General features: G+C 70.8%; 19 protein-coding genes. 12 read left to right on the top strand and 7 right to left on the bottom strand.

Translation table 11 applies throughout. The features are described 5' to 3' along the window. Nucleotides 1-8: 8 nt before the first annotated feature. The 4 genes from ACQP1K_RS26575 to ACQP1K_RS26560 all read left to right on the top strand — a co-directional run bounded on the left by ACQP1K_RS26575 (nt 9) and on the right by ACQP1K_RS26560 (nt 3,071). The gene (locus ACQP1K_RS26575) at nt 9-695 is read left to right on the top strand and encodes a DUF47 domain-containing protein (RefSeq protein WP_433498413.1); all 687 of its coding nucleotides are present in this window, start codon (nt 9-11) and stop codon (nt 693-695) included. Between the two features lie 46 nt (nt 696-741). Beyond that, nucleotides 742-1,209: a hypothetical protein gene (locus ACQP1K_RS26570; RefSeq protein ID WP_433498412.1), complete on the top strand. Its 468-nt coding sequence runs from the start codon at nt 742-744 to the stop codon at nt 1,207-1,209. Between the two features lie 207 nt (nt 1,210-1,416). After that, nucleotides 1,417-1,815 (top strand): YciI family protein, encoded by a 399-nt coding sequence (locus ACQP1K_RS26565; protein ID WP_433498411.1) that lies wholly within the window; start codon nt 1,417-1,419, stop codon nt 1,813-1,815. Then, complete coding sequence (locus tag ACQP1K_RS26560) at nt 1,812-3,071, top strand: RNA polymerase sigma factor (RefSeq protein WP_433498410.1); 1,260 nt, start codon at nt 1,812-1,814, stop codon at nt 3,069-3,071. The genes ACQP1K_RS26565 and ACQP1K_RS26560 overlap by 4 nt, the downstream gene beginning before the upstream one ends. 59 nt (nt 3,072-3,130) lie before the next feature. On the opposite strand, the gene ACQP1K_RS26555 is transcribed toward ACQP1K_RS26560, so the two are convergent. The 7 genes from ACQP1K_RS26555 to ACQP1K_RS26525 form a co-directional block, all read right to left on the bottom strand. Further along, nucleotides 3,131-4,708, bottom strand: a complete 1,578-nt coding sequence (locus tag ACQP1K_RS26555; RefSeq protein ID WP_433498409.1) for a glycosyl hydrolase family 18 protein — start codon at nt 4,706-4,708, stop codon at nt 3,131-3,133. A gap of 234 nt (nt 4,709-4,942) precedes the next feature. Further along, the gene (locus ACQP1K_RS26550; RefSeq protein ID WP_433498408.1) at nt 4,943-5,737 is read right to left on the bottom strand and encodes a hypothetical protein; all 795 of its coding nucleotides are present in this window, start codon (nt 5,735-5,737) and stop codon (nt 4,943-4,945) included. Nucleotides 5,738-5,743: 6 nt separating this feature from the next. Continuing rightward, nucleotides 5,744-6,268, bottom strand: coding sequence for a DinB family protein (locus tag ACQP1K_RS26545; protein ID WP_433498407.1), 525 nt, complete (start codon nt 6,266-6,268; stop codon nt 5,744-5,746). A gap of 127 nt (nt 6,269-6,395) precedes the next feature. Next, nucleotides 6,396-7,283 carry an ABC transporter ATP-binding protein gene (locus ACQP1K_RS26540; protein ID WP_433498406.1) on the bottom strand — a complete coding sequence of 296 codons (888 nt, stop codon included), beginning with the start codon at nt 7,281-7,283 and terminating at the stop codon, nt 6,396-6,398. After that, entirely contained in the window at nt 7,280-8,302 is a 1,023-nt protein-coding gene (locus ACQP1K_RS26535) for a FecCD family ABC transporter permease (RefSeq protein ID WP_433501653.1), read from the bottom strand. The genes ACQP1K_RS26540 and ACQP1K_RS26535 overlap by 4 nt, the downstream gene beginning before the upstream one ends. 94 nt (nt 8,303-8,396) lie before the next feature. Then, a complete protein-coding gene (locus ACQP1K_RS26530; RefSeq protein WP_433498405.1) occupies nt 8,397-9,443 on the bottom strand; it encodes a FecCD family ABC transporter permease in 1,047 nt (348 codons plus the stop codon). After that, nucleotides 9,440-10,441 carry an iron-siderophore ABC transporter substrate-binding protein gene (locus ACQP1K_RS26525; RefSeq protein ID WP_433498404.1) on the bottom strand — a complete coding sequence of 334 codons (1,002 nt, stop codon included), beginning with the start codon at nt 10,439-10,441 and terminating at the stop codon, nt 9,440-9,442. The genes ACQP1K_RS26530 and ACQP1K_RS26525 overlap by 4 nt, the downstream gene beginning before the upstream one ends. Before the next feature lie 433 nt (nt 10,442-10,874). Here ACQP1K_RS26525 and ACQP1K_RS26520 point away from each other — a divergent pair, with 433 nt between their 5' ends. The 8 genes from ACQP1K_RS26520 to ACQP1K_RS26485 all read left to right on the top strand — a co-directional run bounded on the left by ACQP1K_RS26520 (nt 10,875) and on the right by ACQP1K_RS26485 (nt 18,427). After that, a complete protein-coding gene (locus ACQP1K_RS26520; RefSeq protein WP_433498403.1) occupies nt 10,875-11,507 on the top strand; it encodes a pyridoxamine 5'-phosphate oxidase family protein in 633 nt (210 codons plus the stop codon). 260 nt (nt 11,508-11,767) lie between these two features. Continuing rightward, entirely contained in the window at nt 11,768-12,097 is a 330-nt protein-coding gene (locus ACQP1K_RS26515) for a hypothetical protein (protein WP_433498402.1), read from the top strand. A gap of 351 nt (nt 12,098-12,448) precedes the next feature. After that, the gene (locus ACQP1K_RS26510) at nt 12,449-13,633 is read left to right on the top strand and encodes an oxidoreductase (protein WP_433498401.1); all 1,185 of its coding nucleotides are present in this window, start codon (nt 12,449-12,451) and stop codon (nt 13,631-13,633) included. Further along, on the top strand, nt 13,614-14,615 hold the full coding sequence (locus ACQP1K_RS26505; RefSeq protein WP_433498400.1) for a sugar phosphate isomerase/epimerase family protein: 1,002 nt from the start codon (nt 13,614-13,616) through the stop codon (nt 14,613-14,615). The genes ACQP1K_RS26510 and ACQP1K_RS26505 overlap by 20 nt, the downstream gene beginning before the upstream one ends. Further along, the gene (locus ACQP1K_RS26500) at nt 14,612-15,925 is read left to right on the top strand and encodes a M20/M25/M40 family metallo-hydrolase (RefSeq protein WP_433498399.1); all 1,314 of its coding nucleotides are present in this window, start codon (nt 14,612-14,614) and stop codon (nt 15,923-15,925) included. Before ACQP1K_RS26505 ends, ACQP1K_RS26500 begins: the two co-directional genes overlap by 4 nt. Then, nucleotides 15,922-17,082, top strand: a complete 1,161-nt coding sequence (locus tag ACQP1K_RS26495) for an Ldh family oxidoreductase (RefSeq protein WP_433498398.1) — start codon at nt 15,922-15,924, stop codon at nt 17,080-17,082. Before ACQP1K_RS26500 ends, ACQP1K_RS26495 begins: the two co-directional genes overlap by 4 nt. Further along, nucleotides 17,079-18,002: a Gfo/Idh/MocA family protein gene (locus tag ACQP1K_RS26490; RefSeq protein WP_433498397.1), complete on the top strand. Its 924-nt coding sequence runs from the start codon at nt 17,079-17,081 to the stop codon at nt 18,000-18,002. The genes ACQP1K_RS26495 and ACQP1K_RS26490 overlap by 4 nt, the downstream gene beginning before the upstream one ends. Beyond that, the gene (locus tag ACQP1K_RS26485) at nt 17,999-18,427 is read left to right on the top strand and encodes a DUF6917 domain-containing protein (protein WP_433498396.1); all 429 of its coding nucleotides are present in this window, start codon (nt 17,999-18,001) and stop codon (nt 18,425-18,427) included. The genes ACQP1K_RS26490 and ACQP1K_RS26485 overlap by 4 nt, the downstream gene beginning before the upstream one ends. Nucleotides 18,428-18,545: the final 118 nt, after the last annotated feature.

The raw sequence follows: 18,545 nt of genomic DNA, 5'->3' as shown, positions 1-18,545 counted from the left end.
GAGGCCGCGTGGGCGGTGCGCCGGGCGTCAGGAGGGGCGGCGGGACAAACCGCCGATTCCGGGGGCTGATGCGGGCCTGGGACGAGCTGCGCGGCCGGTCGGGATGGCGGGTGGTCGGTCTGGTCCGCGGCCAGGTGACCGTCGCGCGGGCGGGGGCGGTGCTGGCGCGATCGACCGCGTCCGGCGCGATCGACCGGTCGGCGGCTCGTGCCCGGATGGCCGAGGTGGAGCACGAAGGCGACGCGGCGCGGGCCGAGCTCGTACGTGCCCTGCGCCGTATGCTCGCCACCCCCGTCGACCGCGAGGATCTCTTCCGGCTCTCCCGATCCATCGACGACGTGCTCGACCACCTGCGCGACTACGTGCGCGAGACCGATCTGTTCGGGCCGGAGGACCTCGGCTTCGCGGTCGAGCCGCTGGAGGCCGTGATCGACGGACTCGACGAGCTCGAGAACGCGGTGCTGAAGATGCTCGACGATCCCGGCTCGGTCACCGTCGCCGTTCTGGCCACGCGCAAGGCCTGCAGCCGGGTCCGCCAGCTCTACCAGGCCAAACTCACCGAGTTGTTCGCCGGTCCGCTGGAGATGGACACGCTGCGCAGGCGTGAGCTGCTGTCCCGGCTCGACGCGGTGGGCCGCCGGCTGGGGGAGGCCGCCGACGCCCTCGCCGACGCGATGCTCAAGCGCAGCCATTGACGTCGTCGCGGTGAGCCGTTCACCGTCCGGATCCGTTTCATAGGGCATGAGGATTTCGCGAATCGTGCCGTCGGCGGCACTCGTCCTGGCCGTGAGCGGTGGTACGGCGCCGCCGGTCGCCGCCGATGCCCAGGTGAGCCGACCGGCGAACCACCAGGTGAGCGCACAGTCGAACGGGCACGAGAAGGTGCTCGTGCGGCTCCGCGAGACGGGCGGCTTCGCCGGCCTCGACGACCGCGTGACCGTCTACACGAACGGATGCGCCCGGTTCAGCCGTCGTCAGACGCCCGCCGTGAAGCGGTGCCTGACACGCGGGGAGATGCGCGAACTGCGCGGCGGGCTGAAGCGTCTGCGCGTGGGCTGCTCGGAGAAGCAGCCGCAGGGCGCCGACTTCATCAAGTACACGCTCACCTATCGGGGGCACAGCGCCGGCCGCTACACGCTGCCCCGCACCTGGGGCCCGGTCGTCCGGCAACTGGAGAAAATCCTCCAGAAGTACGCCGTTCCCGCCTGAGGCGCTCTTCGGGAGGACTTCGTGCTCCCGTACGGCCGGCCGCCCCATCGGCCACCCCGGAGCCGATCCCGCTCCCTACTCCCGGTCCCGATCCCGTCCCGGAAATTCTCGTGTCGATTCCCGGGATGATGTCGAGAACCGGGCCGCGTGCTTCGACCCATGGGTGAAAGTCGCGGAGAGGCCGCGCGGAGACAGGGAGACGATCTGATGAAGTACATGCTGCTGATGCAGTTCAGCGACCAGACCGGCCTGCCGCCCATCGGGACCTGGCCGCCGGAGGACGTCAGGGCCCACATCGAGTTCATGCGCGACGTGGAAAGGAAGCTGGTCGAATCCGGGGAGCTCGTCGACGCGCAGGGGCTGGCTATGCCGGACCAGGCCAGGATCGTCCGGGCCGGCGCGGGCGGATCCTCTGTCGTCACCGATGGTCCGTTCCCCGAGACCAAGGAGTTCCTGATCGGTTTCTGGATCGTCGACGTCGAGGCCGAGGAGCGTGCGATCGATCTGGCGGCGTACGTCTCCGCCGCGCCCGGTCCGGGCGGCGAGCCGCTGAACATGCCGATCGAGGTGCGTCAGGTGATGTCGGCCCCGCCAGAGGAGCTGTGACCCCGGACGGCCCTGCCCTCGACGACCTGCTGCGCGAACTGGCGCCGCAGGTCGTCGGCGTGCTCACCCGGCGGTTCTACGACTTCGATCTGGCGGAGGACGCGGTGCAGGAGGCGCTGCTGGACGCCGCAGCCCAGTGGCCGGAGGAGGGCGTGCCCGGCAATCCGCGAGGCTGGCTCATCCAGGTCGCCCACCGCCGGATGGTCGAGCAGATCCGCAGCGAGCAGGCGCGGCGCCGCCGCGAGGATCTCGTCGCCGCGCAGGAGCCCATCGAGCGCGAGGCGACGACGCCACCGGCCGACGAGTCGTACGAGACGGACCGGGACGACACGCTGACCATGCTGTTCCTGTGCTGCCATCCCGCACTGACCCCGGCATCGGCGATCGCGCTCACTCTGCGGTCGGTAGGCGGTCTCACCACCGCGGAGATCGCCAAGGCGTTCCTGGTGCCGGAGGCGACGATGGCGCAGCGGATCAGCCGGGCCAAGCAGCGCATCAAGGCGTCCGGTGTCCCGTTCCTGATGCCGGAGGCGGAGGAACGGCGCGGCAGGCTCGGCTCGGTGCTGCACGTGCTGTACCTGATCTTCAATGAGGGTTACGCCAGCAGTGACGGACCCGAGCTGCACCGGGTCGAGCTGTCCCGGGAGGCGATCAGGCTGACCAGGATGGCGCACCGCCTGCTTCCCGACGACTGCGAGGTGGCCGGCCTGCTCGCGTTGATGCTGCTGACCGATGCCCGCCGCCCCGCAAGGGCCGATCAGAACGGCGTCCCGATCCCGCTGGCCGAGCAGGACCGGAGCAGATGGGACGGTGCCGCGATCGCCGAGGGAGTGGAGCTCGTCACCCGCACCCTGGCCAGGGGCGCGGTCGGTCCCTATCAACTCCAGGCCGCGATCGCCGCGCTGCACGACGAGGCCGCGACGGCGGAGGAGACCGACTGGCCGCAGATTTTGGCGTTGTACGGCCTGCTGGAGCGGATGTCCGACAACCCCGTGGTCTCGCTCAACCGTGCCGTGGCCGCCGCGATGGCGCACGGCCCCGAGACCGGCCTCGAAATGCTCGAGGCGCTCGAGGCCGAGGGCCGCCTGGCGGGCAACCACCGCTTCCACGTGGCCCGGGCGCACCTGCTGGAGATGGCGGGCGAGCACCGGGCGGCCGTCGACGACTATCGCACGGCGGCGAGCCGCACGCTGAGCATCCCGGAACGGGACTATCTCACCACCCGGGCCGCCCGCCTCGCCGCCGCGGCCGACTGAGACGGGCGAAGGCCGCCCCCGATCAGGGGGAGCGGCCTTCGCGGGCGGCTGGGTGCGGGTCAGCGGCCCTGAAGGGCCTTGACGTTGTCGCCGAAGGTCCAGCCCTTCGACCCGTCCCAGTTGATGGACCAGGTCATCAGGCCCTTGAGCCGGCCGTTGAAGCTGTTCCAGCTCTGGCTCACCAGCGAGGGCGACATGTGACCGCCGCCCGCTCCGGGCTGTGCGGGCAGACCGGGGACCTGCTTGTCATAGGGGACTCTGATCGTGGTGCCCTGGATGACCAGGCCCTTGTCCAGACAGGTGGTCTGGGCGACGAAACCTTGAACCGTGCCGGCGGAGTAGGAGTCTCCCGAGCAGCCGTACATGCTTCCGTTGTAGTACTGCATGTTCAGCCACCACAGGCGGCCGTTGTCGGCGTACTTCTTGATGATCGGCAGGTACGCGCCCCAGATTGAGCCGTAGACGACGCTGCCGCCGGTGACGTACGCCGTCTCTGGGGCCATGGTCAGGCCGAAGTTCGACGGCATCCGGGCGAGCACGCCGTCGATGATCCGGATGAGGTTGGCCTGGGAGGGGGACAGTTGGTCGATGTGGCCGCTGCCGCTGAGGCCGGTCTCGATGTCGATGTCGATGCCGTCGAAGTTGTACTTCTTCAGGATCGGCACGATGGTCTCGACGAAACGGTCGGCGACCGTGCTTGAGCTGAGGTCGATGCCGGCCGTCGCTCCGCCGATGGACATCAGGATCGTCGCGCCGGCGGCCTTGGCCTGGCACATCTCGGCGGGAGTGGCGACCTTGACGGTGCTGTCCATGCCGTCCTCCCACAGGACGGTGCCGTCGGAGCGGATGACCGGGAACGCCGCGTTGATCACGTTGTAGCCGTGCTGCCGGATGCGGGAGTCGGTGATCGGAGTCCAGCCGAACGGCGGATGTACGCCGTTGGACGCGCCGTCCCAGTTCTCCCAGTAGCCCTGGAGGACCTTGCCGCCGGGCCTGCCCTTCACCGGGCAGGTCGCATCCCCGGGAGACGGCGAGGGCGAGGGCGAGGGAGACCGCGACGGGGACGGAGATGGGGACGGGGACGGGGATGGGGACGGGGACGGGGATGGGGACGGGGATGGGGACGGAGACGGCGAGGGCGAGGGCGAGCCGCCGGGGCCGTCGAAGCTGACGTCGTCGACGTAGTAGGTGCCCTGGCCGTACCATCCGTGCAGGTAGATCACGGCGGTGGTCTGGTTGGCGCCCGTGGTGAACGGCACGGTGAGCTGCGTGTAGGCCGAGGTCGACGAGGTCCAGGTGGAGGCGCCGCCGTTCACGCCGAGATAGACGTAGTTTCCGCGGACCCAGGCGCTCAGCGTGTAGGCCGTGTTCGGCTTCACCGACACGGTCTGCGTGCACTGTGCGTTGTCAGAGTAACCGGCCGCACCGGCGAGTGCCTTCGTGCCCGAGCGGACCGGGGAGTCGACGACCGATCCCAGTCCGCCGGTGCAGGACCAGGGCGAGAGGTTTCCGGTCTCGAAGCCGGGATTCGCGAGCAGGTTGGCCGCGTTCGCCGGCGTCTGTGTGAGGACGATGCCCGTGGCCGCCAGCAGCAGCGATGCCGCTGTCGTCAGCAGGCGGGATGTGCGCTTTCGCATGAGGTCTCCTGAACCAGGAGTGAACGGAGCCATCGGCGCCGATCGTGGGGGGTGATGGCGCACCGGCGGCACCGCCGGTGGTTCTGTTCACCGGCGAGCCGCTGGACGAGTACGGATCCGCGCTCCCATGGTCGGGACCAACGGTCTCATTTGTCAAGACTCTTAACAAATAACGCTCTCACCGGCGCGGATGCGTTCCCCGTCGCGATTCCGGCAACGATGGATGCGCCGGGGTCAGGAGAAGCGCTCGATCGTCACCGGGATCGGGCCCTCACGGCGCATCGCCGTCGTCAGCTCCCGCAGGAGCCGCCGGATCACGCCGTCCGTCCGGGCGGACGGCCCGGCCAGGCAGGCCGTCAGGTCGACGGACCAGGCCATGTCGCCGCCGACCCGGCGGAGATCCCAGGAGAACAGATCGCCGGCCACGGTCACGTGCGCAGTGCCGACGACGCGGCCCCGGGCGTCGCCGGGGGCGCGCATCCGCCAACCGGCCGACAGGTTCGCCAGGCCGGTCTCACTCAGGTCACCGGCGAACAAGATCCGGTAGACCCGCCGGTCGTGGAAGCCCTCGGGCACGTCCGGAGAGCCGAGCCGCAGCGGCGCCGACCCGTCGAACGGCAGAGTGTCGTGGAAGCGGGTCCTCAGCGTGGCCTCGCCGGGCAGTTCGCCCGCGCCGAGCCGTCGGTGGGCAGCCTCCGCGTCCTGCCGGGAGACCGCGACGACCCGGCCGCGCAGCTCCGGATCCGCCCGCATCGCGCGGGTGAACTCGGCCGAGCTCCACCACGCGCCGTCCGCTGCGCCGTCCGTCCGGGTCCAGACCGCACTGTTCAGGCCGGTGGCCGTACCGTCGTCGGCGAGTACGAACTCCTCGACCACGATCCCCGCCGGCGAAGCCGCGAGAGCCGCGGCCTCGCCGGTGATCACGTAGTAGTCCAGCTCGGGTTCCGGCGTCCGCACCTCCGGCCGAGACGGCTCGGGCCGGTACGTCTCAGGCAGGTATATCTCAGGCAGGTGCGTCTCGGTGTCCATGTCGCCTCACGCTCCGGTGACGCCGTCGATGCGTTCGCGGAGCAGATCGGCGTGGCCGTTGTGGCGGGCGTACTCCTCGATCATGTGCAGGTAGACCCAGCGGAGGCTCATGTCGGTGTTCCGGCGCGAGTGATGGAACGTCTCCTCCAGGGAATGTCCGGCCGTCGCCGCCCGGGCCAGCTCGATCTCCCGGGCGAAGGTGGCGAAGTCCGCCTCGGCGTCCGCCGTGTCGACGTCGTCGAAGTCGCCGTCGGGATTGGTCTCCGGATCCCGGTAGAGGAATCCGACCGGCTCGCCGGTGAACCTGCGGCGGAACCACGAACGCTCCACCTCGGCCATGTGGCGTACGAGCCCGAGCAGGCTCATGCTCGACGGCTCGACGGCGCGTAGCTTGAGCCGGTCGGCGGTGAGCCCGGCGCATTTCAGCAGCAGGGTCTGCCGGTGATGATCGAGCCAGGCCTCCAGGAGGGCGCGTTCATCCCCGACCGGCGGCACCTCGATGCGGTCGATCCGCGGTGCTATCCAGTTCATTGCCCCATCATGCCGAAATGACCGGAGGCGTCCGCGCCCATCGAGGGGATGTCACCAGGGTTCACGACACGGACCACGCTCGTCCGCTTCGGTGTCGGCCGGGCCGCTGCCGTCGCCTGCCGCGACCTCAGGAGCCCCGTGAAGCGGTGACGCGGTCGTCCCGCCCGGCGGCGGAAGACGTGTCCTGGACCCGGTTCGGCGACGGGGCCGGTCGTGGCCGGGTGTGGTGGCGGCCGATGGGGAGCATCAGCGGGCGGCCGGACACGGGGTCTTCGATGATGCGGCTGTCGAGGCCGAAGACGGTACGGACGCTGTCCTCGGTGAGGACCTCGGCCGGCGTGCCGCAGGCGTGCAGCCCGCCATCGGCGAGCGCGATGAGATGGTCGGCGTAGCGGGCCGCGAGGTTGAGGTCGTGCAGCACCATCACGATGGTGGTGCCACGGGTGTGGTTCAGGTCGGTCAGCAGGTCGAGGACCTCGATCTGGTGGCTGGCGTCGAGGAAGGTGGTGGGCTCGTCGAGGAGCAGCAGATCGGTCTGCTGGGCCAGCGCCATGGCGATCCAGACCCGTTGGCGCTGGCCTCCGGACAGTTCGTCGACGGGGCGGTCGGCGAGGTCCGCCGTGCGTGTGGCCTCCAGGGCCGCCGCCACCGCGGCGTCGTCCCTGTCGTTCCAGCGGGTGAAGATCCCCTGGTGCGGGTGGCGCCCGCGGCCGACGAGATCGAGCACGGTGATGCCCTCGGGCGCGACCGGCGACTGAGGCAGCAGCCCGAGTGTGCGCGCCAGCTCCTTGGCCGGCATGCGGTGCACCTCCCTGCCGTCCAGGACGACTCGTCCCCCGCGGGGTGCGAGCAGCCGGGACAGCGAACGCAGCAGCGTCGACTTCCCGCAGGCGTTGGCGCCGACGATGACCGTGATCTCGCCGGGTGGTACGACCAGGTCGAGGGCCGTTACGACGACGCGGTCGCCGTAGCCGAGCGTCAGGTGCTCGGTCGCAAGGGAGTGGGATGTGGTCACAGCGAACCTCCGGCCCGATGGCTGCGGACGATCAGATAGACGAGGTAGGGCGCCCCGAGGACGCCGGTGACGACGCCGACCGGATAGCGGGTGCCGAACGCGAATTGGCCGGCGAAGTCGGCGACGAGGACCAGGAGCGTGCCGACGAGGCCGGCTGGTACCAGCAGGGAGCCGCTCACCCCGATGATCCGGGCCGCGATGGGGCCGGACAGGAACGCCACGAACGCGATCGGCCCGGCTGCCGCCGTGGCGAAGGCGATCAGGCCGACGGCTGCGACGATCACCGTGATGCGGGTGCGTTCGACCCGGACCCCGAGGGCGGAGGCGGTGTCGTCGCCGAGCTGCAGCGCCGACAGATCCCGCGCCTGGGACAGCAGGACGGGGGAGAGGACGACGAGCGCGGCGAGGGCCGGCAGGACCTGTTCCCAGGTCGTGCCGTTGAGGCTGCCGGTCAACCAGCGCATGGCCCCCTGCAGGTCCCATTCCGGGGCACGGGACAGGACATAGGAGGTGATGCTGTCGAGGATCGCGGAGATCCCGATGCCGATCAGGATCAGCCGCGTGCCGGCGACGCCGTCCCGGAACGCCAGGCCGTACACCACCAGGGCGACGATGAGGGCGGCGACGATGGCGATGATCGACACCTGGGTCCCGCCGAGGGAGAACGACACGATCGCGATGGCAGCGGCGGCGCTCGCCCCCGAACTGATGCCGATGATGTCCGGGCTGGCCAGCGGGTTGCGGAGCATCGTCTGGAAGGTGACACCGGCCATGCCGAAGCTGAATCCCGCGATCACGGCGAGTACGGCCCGGGGCAGCCGGAGCCGCCCGACCGTGAAGGACGCCCCCGGGACCTGCTCGCCGAGGACGACGCGGATCACGTCGCGGGGAGGATAGAACGTCTGCCCGGCCATCAGGGTGACCGCGAACACGGCGACGACGAGCACCGCCAGCGTCAGGATGACGAGGCGGCGGCGGGCGGAGCGCCGGCGGCGTCCGCTGGCGACGGCCTGAAGCATGGGCGGCCGGATGACGGCGGGAGCGCTCACGGCCGCCGCTCCGCCGGGTCACCGAGCCCGGCGCCGTTTCTCACGGTTCGCTCGCTGCGCTCGCTCAAAGGTCACGCACCTTCTGCCGGCGGACGATGTGGATGAAGAACGGGGCGCCGATCAACGCGGTCACGATGCCCACCTCGACGTCCGAGGGACGTGTCACCATGCGGCCGACGACGTCGGCGGCGGTGAGCAGCACCGCGCCGACCAGGGTGGAGAACGGCAGCAGCCAGCGGTGGTCCACGCCGACGAGCAGACGGCACGCGTGCGGGACGACGAGCCCGACGAAGCCGATCGGCCCGGCGACCGCCGTGGACGCGCCGCACAGCACGATCGCGCCGAGGGCCGCCGTGGCCCGGACGACGGCGACACGCTCGCCGAGCCCGGCCGCGAGCTCGTCCCCGAGCGCGAGCGAGTTCAGCGCACGGGCGGACAGGAGGCAGATGACGAAGCCGATGGCGAGGAACGGCAGGACGTGCCCGATGCGTTCGTACGACGCGCCGCCGACACCGCCTATCTGCCAGAGCCGGAAGCTTCCCGCGATGTCGTTGCGGGGCAGGACGACGGCGCTGACGAGGGAGGCGAAGGCCGCCGAGGTGGCGGCGCCGGCGAGGGCGAGTTTGAGCGGGGTGGCTCCGCCCCGTCCGAGGGAGCCGACGGTGTACACGAACACGGCCGAGGCGGCGGCCCCCGCCAACGCCACCCAGACGTAGCCGGTCGGCGACGTGAGCCCGAAGAACGCGACGGCGGTGACGACGAAGAGCGACGCGCCCATGTTGACGCCCAGGATTCCCGGGTCGGCCAGCGGGTTGCGGGTCACCCCCTGCATGACGGCGCCCGCGAGGCCGAGCGCGGCGCCGATCATCACGGCGAGCAGGGTGCGCGGTATCCGCTTGGTCACCGCCGCCTGTTCGAGGGAGTCGTCCGCGCCGCCGAGCGCGGCCCACACGTCGCCCCAGGAGACGTCACGCGAGCCGAGGGCGACGGAGGCCACCATGAGCGCGGCCATGACCAGGATCGCGACGAGCAGCCACAGGACGGGCACACGCGCAGGACGCCGCACGAGGGCGGCGTCCTGCGCGTGGTCGACGTCGACGACCGACGTCACTTGACCTTGTCCGCTGCCTCGGCGAGCGCTGCGACGTAGTCCTCCAGCACCCAGGAGATGGACAGGGGCGTCGGGTTCGCGGCGGTGCCCAGTGGCGTGCTCCCGGGCAGGAGGTACACCGAGCCGCGCTTGACCGCGGGGATCTTCGACAGCAGCGGGTCCTTCCTGAGCGTCTCGATCAGCTCACCCTTCTCGTCGCCGTATCCGGTGATGATGTCGACGTCGTCGAACAGGTCGATCTGCTCCGCGCTCCGCGTCAGGGCGAACTTGTCCGTGCCCTCGGACGCCTTGGCGACGCTGTCCGCGATCTTCAACCCGAGGTCCTCGAAGAACAGCGTGCGGGTGTCGTGCGTCGTGTAGAAGCCGACCTCGCTCACGTCGTTGGGGTCGACATGCGTCATGAACATCGCCGACTTGCCCGTGAGCTGCGGGTACTTCGCGACGACCTTCGCGATGTCGCCCTCGATGCCGGCGATGAGCTTCTCGCCCTCTTCGGCGAGCCCGATGGCCTTGCTGTTCATCCGGATGATCTCGCGCCACGGGGTCGCCCACGGGGCGTCGGGGTAGGCCACCACGGGAGCGATCTCGCTCAGCGTGTCGTAGTCCTGCTTGGTCAGGCCCGAATAGGCGGCCAGGATCACGTCGGGCTTGGTGTCGGCGACGGCCTCGAAGTCGATGCCGTCGGTCTCGTCGAACAGGACGGGCTTGTGGGCGTTGAGCTCCTTCAGGCGCTTGTCCACCCAGGGCAGAAGCCCGTCGCCGTCGTCGTCGCCGAAGTTCGCGGCGGCCATGCCGACCGGGACGACGCCGAGGGCCAGCGGCGCTTCGTGGTTGGCCCAGTTGACCGTGGCCACCCGCTCGGGCTTCGCCGGGATGGTGGTCGTTCCCAGCGCGTGCCGGATCGTCATGGGGAAGGCGCTCGAACCGGCGCTCGTGCTCTTCTGCTCGGTCTCTGCCGGGCCGCCGCAGCTCACGATGCCCGTCAGGACGGCCGCCACAGCGAGGATGCGGAGGCTAAGTCGACGCTTCAATCCGTACTCCGGTCTCAGAATTCCGCTGGTGGCGGCCCTCGCACGTCCTGGCTCGCGATAGGGGTCCGTGGAGCTGCTGCGCACCGTATTGCGGTAAGACCCCTGCTCAGGTGCCCTTTGAAGGGCCGCGACGGACGGTCCCCTGCCGGCATCACCTAGTTAGGTAAGCCTTACCTTGCCAGGCACTCTAGGAGAGATGACCGTCTTGCCGCAATCTCGGATTTGCGACATCTCTTATCCGGATCGGCGTACGGGGACCGGGTGATCATCGTTCTGGTGGCCGCGCTGCGACCGCGTGTGGCCGCCTGTCGCGGTGGCCCGGCGTGCGAGACCGGCGCCCGTTTCCGCACTTCAGCGCCTCGACCGGGACCTTTGGTTAGGCTTACCTTATGATTGAAAGGTGAACTTTTCTGAGGTCCGTACGGTGACGACCGAGGCCGAGCTCCGGGAGATCGTGAAAGAGCCGTCGCAGGCCATCTGGGACAAGGACATCGCACGGATCGACGAGCACGCGCGCCTGATCATCGCGCACTCGCCGTTCGTGCTGCTGGCCACCTCGAACCCGGACGGCACCTGCGACGTCTCCCCCCGGGGCGACCCCGCCGGCTCGGTTCTGGTCCTCGACGACCACCGCCTGGTCCTCGCCGACCGGCCCGGCAACCATCGGCTGGACAGCCTCCGCAACATACTGCACAACCCCCGCGTCGGGATGCTGTTCATCGTGCCGGGGATGAACGAGACGCTGCGCGTCAACGGGCGCGCCACGCTCGTGTCGGACGCGCCGTTCTTCGACGACCTGGAGGTCAAGGGCAGGCGACCGCGGCTGGCGGTCCTCGTCGACGTCGAGGAGCTCTACATGCACTGCGCGAAGGCGTTCCTGCGTTCGGCGCTGTGGCGGCCCGAGACCTGGCCCGACCGCAGGACCCTGCCCACGCTCGGACGGATCGCCAAGGACCATATGGACATCAAGGAGATGTCCGTGGAGGAGATCGACGAGGCGCTCGCCCAGGACGCCAGGACGAACCAGTACTGACCTCGGACGGCGGCCCTCCGCGCACGGGAACGGTGCGGTGCCGCCGGTACGGCCGCAGGTCCCGCGAGACCTGTGGCCGTACCGGCGGCCCGGCCCCCGACGCGGCGAGGTCTCCGCCACGTGCGGAGCAATTCGATCACGGAGAGTGATTGACATATCACTCTCCATTACCTGATGATGGCCGTGTCAAGGGTGTGCCATGGGGTGGAGGAGGACGGCGAGAGCTCCACGACATGCCCTGAGGTGGTCAGGTGAGGGGAGTGAAGTTGTTCAGCACGGTTCTCGGGCCGGCCGTGGTGTCGGCCGTGGTGTCGGTCACGGCGTTCCTCGCGGGGGCGGGGCCGAGTGATGAGGTCAAGGGCGAGGTCATCGTGTTCAGCACCGAGGTCGAGCAGCTCAGCAGATATCAGGACCTGCCCGAGGGTGGTTGCCGGCGGCTTCCGCCGACCGCTCACGTGCTGATCAACCTCACCGGATCCAGGGTGTTCATCCACGCCACGCCGTTCTGCCTCGGCCCCGGCGTCCCGGTCGACCCGAACCACGGCTGGCACGCCCCGCCCAGCGGGCAGTTCAGTTTCTCCGTCGCCTGATCGGCGCGGATGGGCCCAGAGGGTCATCGGGCCCGCCGCCATCCGGCTCGACCGTCGACGAGATAACCGCGAACGGTTCCCGATCGCCTGACCGGAGACGGCGATTGGTTTCATTTCGATGGCCGGTAATTCATTCGACACGCGATTTTCCACCGGGCGCCGAATATTCGAGGGGGCGAAATCGGATCCGACGATTGGACCGATCCACGACGCTCCGGATCGATCACGCGGCGTCGATTGACCATTTCGATGGAGGCCTGCCCGGCCGTCCGACGCCGAGTCCCGGATTCAGCCGACGAAGCGCATGTCGATGAGACACACGCGACAGGCGGAGCAGAACGGAGTTGATGCGTGTTACACAGTTTCATCCTCGGAATGGGCAGGGCCGGGGGAGGGCTGCATCTTCCGGCGCTCCTGAGAACGCGCGCGCTGAGCCCCGGCCTGTTCGCTCCCGGACCGGTCGTCGCCCACGATCCCTTCCGGCCGCCTTCCGGAATGACCGGCGTCGTCACGGCCGACACCATTGAAGAGGCGGCGACACTGACTCCCCCGCACCGCACCGTGGTGCACATCTGCACGCCGCCGCAGATCCGCCTGGGTGTGCTGGAGCGGCTGGCCGGACTCGGCTATCGAAAGATCATCGTGGAGAAGCCGCTGGCATTGGACCTGGTGGGGTTGGCGGCGATCGCCCGGTTGCGGCGCAGCCGGGGACTGGAGATCACCGTCGCCACCCACTGGCTCCACAGCGACCTGACCCGTCGGCTGCGCGAGGCCGTGGACACGGAGGAGTTCGGCAGGCTGCGCGGCATCCGCTTCGTACAGAACAAGCCTCGCTTCACCCGTAGCGCCATGGTTCCCGACCACCCCACCGCCTTCGACGTGGAGGTGCCGCACGCGCTGGCCGTGGTGCTCACCCTCGCGGGCGGCGCCCGGATCACCGGCGCCTCCTGGGCGGACATGGCGACCGGCCGGCTCCGGCTGCCCCGACTGGGCCGTGCCGGGCTCCGGCTGGAGCACCACTCCGGCGTGCGCACCGAGATCGACTCGGATCTGACCTCGCCCGTGCGTGAGCGCCGCATCACCCTGGAATTCGAGCGGGCGACTCTCACCGGCCACTATCCGTGCAGCGACACGGACCACACCGCGCAGCTCCGGGTGGTGACCGAGGGCCGTGACACGGTCTGGACCGTCTTCGACGACGACGCCCTTTCCGCCTTCATCCGCGGCACCTACTCCCGATACGCCCGTCTCTCCGCCACGCGGGGGGCGCTGCCCGTGCAGGTCGAGGCCGTACGGCTGCTCACCGAGGCCAAGGATCTGTGCGCCGCCGATGAACGGGACGCCGCCCGACACGGAGAGGCCCAGCATGAGAAAACCCGACACGAGAAGACCCAGTACGAGAAGACCCAGTACGAGAAGACCCAGTACGAGAAGACCCAGTACGAGAAGACCCAGTACGAGAAGACCCAGCATGAGAAGGCCCAGCATGAGAAGACCTGGCACGAGGAGGAGCGGCGTGTCCACGGCGTCCGCTGAGCCCGGCCCGGCCCCGGCCGCCTCCGCCTCCGCCTCCGCCTCCGCTCCCGTGCCCGTGCCCGTGGCGGGCGGGTGGGCACCGTCCGGGATCGTGCCGGGCGGGATCGTGCCCTCCGGGATCGTGCTGGCCGGGATCGGCGACGAGGCCGCACCGGATCTGCCCGGGCAGCTCGACGCCGTGCGTGAGCTGGGCTGGAACCGCATCGAGCTGCGTACGATCGCCGGCGTCCCCATCGCACGGCTGGACGAGGAGGCCTTCGCCCTGTCGGCGGATCGCATCCGTACGGCCGGTGTCGCCGTGGTCGGCGTGGCCTCCAAGATCGGTGACTGGTCCCGGCCGGTGACCGGGGATTTCGCGCTCGACCTGGCCGAGCTGGAGGTGCTCGCCCGGCGTTGCCCCGTTCTGGGCACCCGCCTGGTGCGCGTCATGTCCTACCCCTCGGGCGGACTGCCGGAGGCGGAATGGGGACGCCGCGCCCTGAGCCGGCTGCGGGAGCTGACCCACCGCGCCGAGGACGCCGGGCTGCTGCTGACGCTCGAGAACTGCGCGGGCTGGGCGGGCGATCGAGCAGAACGCATGCTGGACCTGGTGGCCGCGATCGACAGCCCGGCGTTCCGGCTGCTGTTCGACATCGGCAACGGTGTCGCATACGGATACTCGCCGCCGGAGATGCTCGCCGCCGTCGTCGGTCACGTGGCGCATGTGCACGTCAAGGACGCGGTGATCGCCTCCGACGGCGAGGTCGGCTTCGTGCCGCCCGGCACGGGGGCCGCGCACGTCGCGGAGTGCCTGCGCATGCTGCTGACCGACGGCTACACCGGCGCGCTCTCCATCGAGCCCCACCTGCACCTGCGTCCACACCTCTCGGGCGCGGGCGACCCCGGCCGCGGAGACCGCGCCGCCTTCGTGGCGTACGGACGGGAGCTGGAACGGCTGGTGGGCCTGGTCGCTCCCGCCGAAGGCGCGGGGAGGACCCGTTGACCACACCGACGCGATCGGTCGTGCCGGCTTCCCCGCTCGCGCCCGAAGACCGCGATCTGCTGCTGTGGCTGCTGCGACTGCCCACCGCGGGTCCGCTGGAGACCGGTGCCGGTGCGCCTGCGCCCCGGCTGCGGGAGGCGCAGGCCGGCTACGCGCGGGCCGCCGCCGCGATCGGCTTCCGGGTCGTACGGAACGCGCCACCCGAGGCCGCCGAACTGGACCGCCCCGACGTCCCCGCGCCGGTGCGGGCGGCACGCGATCTCCCGGGTTTCCTCGATGACCAGCCCAGCCTGGTGCTGCGGCTCGGGCCGGAACTGCCCGCCGCCCGCACCGTGATGTTCAACGTGCACCTGGACACCGTCGCCGGTCGCCAGCCGGTCCGGTTCGACGGCGATCGCTTCTACGGACGCGGTGCCGTCGACGCCAAGGGGCCCGCGGTGGCGCTGCTCGCCGGGGTGCGCGCGGCGCGGGAGCTGTGCCCGGCCATCGGCCGGGACATCGGCGTGCTGATCCAGGCCGTGGCCGGGGAGGAGGGCGGCGCCATGGGGGTCTTCGGCACGAGGCCGCTCGTGGAGCGGGGATACATCGGGCGGCTGAACGTCTTCTGCGAGCCCACCGGGCTGCGCTTCCTGCCGCGGAGCACGGCGGCGATGACCGCGCGCGTGGTGGTCGACGGCGCCGACGCCGTAGACGATCATGCCGCCGCCGGACACAACGCGAGCGTCCTGCTGGGCTTCCTCGCCCAGCATCTCGCCCGGGCGCTCGACCGGCCGGCGGCGGAGGGCGGGGTATGCGTGGCCGGGCTGCACACCGGCACGCGGCACAACAAGGTCTACGGCCGCGGCTCGCTGCTGCTCAACCTGGCCTATGCCTCGGCCCACGCCGGACGGCGGCTGGAGGGGGACCTGCGGGCCGCCTTGGACGACGGGCTCGACGCGTTCTGCGAGGCCTTCGGCGGCACGGCGCTGTTCGCGAGGACCGCGGCCGATGCGCGCGCCGTCACCCGGCTGGAGTGGCTCAAACGCGGACTGCCGGTCCTGGACGACCGTGACGGCTGGGGGCACCGGCTGCTGCGCGATGTGGCCGGGATCGAGCCGTGGCCGTGCCACGAACCAGGCTTCACCTGCGACGCCATCTGGATGTCGGGGATCGCCGATGCCTGCACCGTGGTGCTCGGCCCGGGTGATCTCGCCGCCAACAACGCCCACGCCGCGGGGGAGTTCGTCCGGGAGAGCGAGCTCGCCGAGTTCGCCGGCGCGGTGGCCAGGCTGCTGGCGGCCTTCGCCGGCGACAGGAACGGACGGCCGTGAGGCCGGCGGATTCGTACCGGGCGGCGGCCACGGCACCGCGTCCCGGGCCGGCCACGGCGGCGTCGGAAATCGTCCGGGTGCGCTATGCCGACCTGCTCGGTTTCGCCTCAGCGGTGTTCGCTGGTCGGGGGATGGCGGCCGAGCAGGCGTACGAGGCCGCGCGGGCGCTGTGCTATGGCGATCTCACCGGCATGGACTCGCATGGCCTGGTCAATCTGACCCGGATCTACCTGCCGCTGATCGACGAGGGGCGGATCGACCCCCGGGCGCGGCCCCGTACGGTCGCCGACCGCGGCGCGGCCGTGCTCATCGCAGCGGAGCGGGCGCTCGGCCTGTGGGTCGCCGGGGCCGCGATGGACGTGGCCGCGGAACGCGCCATGCGGTACGGCGTCGGCGTGGCGGCCGTACGCGGCGCCACCCACCTGGGCTGCGCCGGGCATCACGCGCTGCGCGCGGTGGAGCGGGGGATGATCGGGCTGGTCGCGAGCAACTGCGGCGGGCAGCGGATCGCGAGACCACCGGGTGGGGCGCTCGCGATGCTGGGCACCAACCCGCTCAGCGTCGCCGCCCCGGCCGGAGAGCACCCACCGTTCGTGCTCGACATGAGCACCACCGCCGCGCCGACCGGCCGCATCCGCCAGGCCGCCCGGGCCGGTCGGTCCGTACCGGAGGGGCTGCTCCGCGACGATGGGGGCGCCCCCGTGACCGATCCCGCAGCGTTCGACTCCGGGCGGGCGCATCTGATGTGGCTGGGCGGCGAGGCGGCGCAGCACAAGGGGTTCGGGTTGGGCATCGCGGTCGAGGTGCTGGCCGCGCTGGTGCCGGGCGCTGGGCTCGGCGCACACCCCGACGCGCTCGGCGGAGACGGCGGCCCGAGCGGGCGCGACGACGACATCGGCTTCTTCGTGATGGCCGTCGCGCCGGGTGCGCTGCGCGAGGGGGCCGAGGCCGACGCGAGCACCCTGTTCGGCGCGTTGCTCGCCTGCCCGCCCGCCGACCCCGCCCGGCCGGTGCGCTACCCCGGCTGGTACGAGCATCGGCGTGCCCAGGAGCGGCTGCGTACGGGTGTCCCGCTCGACGCGGCGGTGTACGCGGAGCTGACCGGGGTCGCGGCCCGGGCGGGCCTGACCGTACCCGGCGTACTGGAGGACACTTGACGGCTCCACTGCGTGTCGGGGTCATCGGCCTCGGCGTGATCTCCCGGTTCTATTCGGCGGCGCTGCGCGACTCGGCGACGCTGCGGCTGTGCGCTGTGTGCGACCGGGATCCGGCGGCGCCGGCCCTCCGGGCCGCTCGGGTGCCCGGCTACCGCGACCATGTGCGGTTGCTGGAGGAGGCGCGCCCGGACGCGGTGGTCGTCACCGTGCCCAACGACGCGCACGCAGGGGTCTGCGCTGACGCGCTGGAGCGTGGGGTGGCCGTGTGCGTGGAGAAGCCGCTCGCCCTGGACGCCGCCCAGGGCGAGCGGCTGGTACGGCTCGCGGCGGACGCGGGCGTTCCGCTGTTCACGGCCTTCCACCGCAGGTACAACGACGAGGTCGCGCGGCTTGCGGCCGAATCGGCCGGGGCGCGGATCGAGGAGCTGACGGTGCGCTATCTGGAGCGCATCGAGGAGCACGCGGGTGCGGACAGCTGGTACCTGGACCCCCGGCGATGCGGCGGGGGATGCGTGGCCGACAACGGGCCCAACGCGTTCGACCTGGTCGATCGGCTGGTGGGACCGGCCGAGGCGGTGTCCGCCCGGATCGCCCGGGATGCCACCGGCGTCGACCGGTGGGCCGACATCGAACTGCGCGCGGGGGCGACGCGGGTCCGGGTGCTGCTCGACTGGTCCTATCGGGGGGAACGCAAGGACATCGACGTCCGGCTGGCCGACGGCCGGACGCTGCACGCCGACATGCTGGCCGGCCATCCCGAGTTCAAGGGATCTCTGTGGCATGAGTACGTGGGCGTGCTGCGCGCGTTCGAGCGACGGGTGCGGGACGGAGCCGGCGGCGGAGACGGCGGGCTGCCCGCCCTGCGGCTCGTGGCGGACGTGTACCGGCTGGCGGCGGACTCCGGGAAGGAGACGGCGTGAACCCCTGCGAGGACGGGCCCAAGCGCGAGGTGGCGGCGACCCTGGTGAAGGTCCTGGTCCACCGCCGGATGGACCGCGGGATGCGGCTGGAGCCGTACGCGAGCCGGTGTGTGCGGGCCGGCGAGGTGCACGAGCTGGTCCTCACCGACCACACCGAGACCGATGCCGGCGCGGTGATCGATCGTGTCGGGTTCGTCGGCTTCGTCGAGATCGACGGTGCGGGGGTGCTCGACCGGGGCGACGAGGTCTGGATCGGGGGCCGCCGGATCGGCGTGCTGCTCGGGTTCGACGGCTGCCACTTCCCCAATCACTACAACGTGCTGGTCCATGCGGATCCGATGGTCACCGGCCGGGACCTGGGGCTGGCGCCGGAGGCGCGGGTGGAGTTCCGGCAGGGGGAGTCCCCGGGAAATGATTACGGATGAATCCGGCGGCTCTCTCTCCGATTTCACGGAGATCACTTTATTGCGACGCCCTCAATTGGGCGAGTTGTGCATTTTGTGCGATCAGATGTCCGCGGCTTTCTTTATTGGGAATCAGGTA

It is taken from the genome of Sphaerimonospora sp. CA-214678, from assembly GCF_050942215.1.
Lineage (GTDB): Bacteria > Actinomycetota > Actinomycetes > Streptosporangiales > Streptosporangiaceae > Sphaerimonospora.
This window is presented reverse-complemented; position numbering and strand designations above follow the sequence as displayed.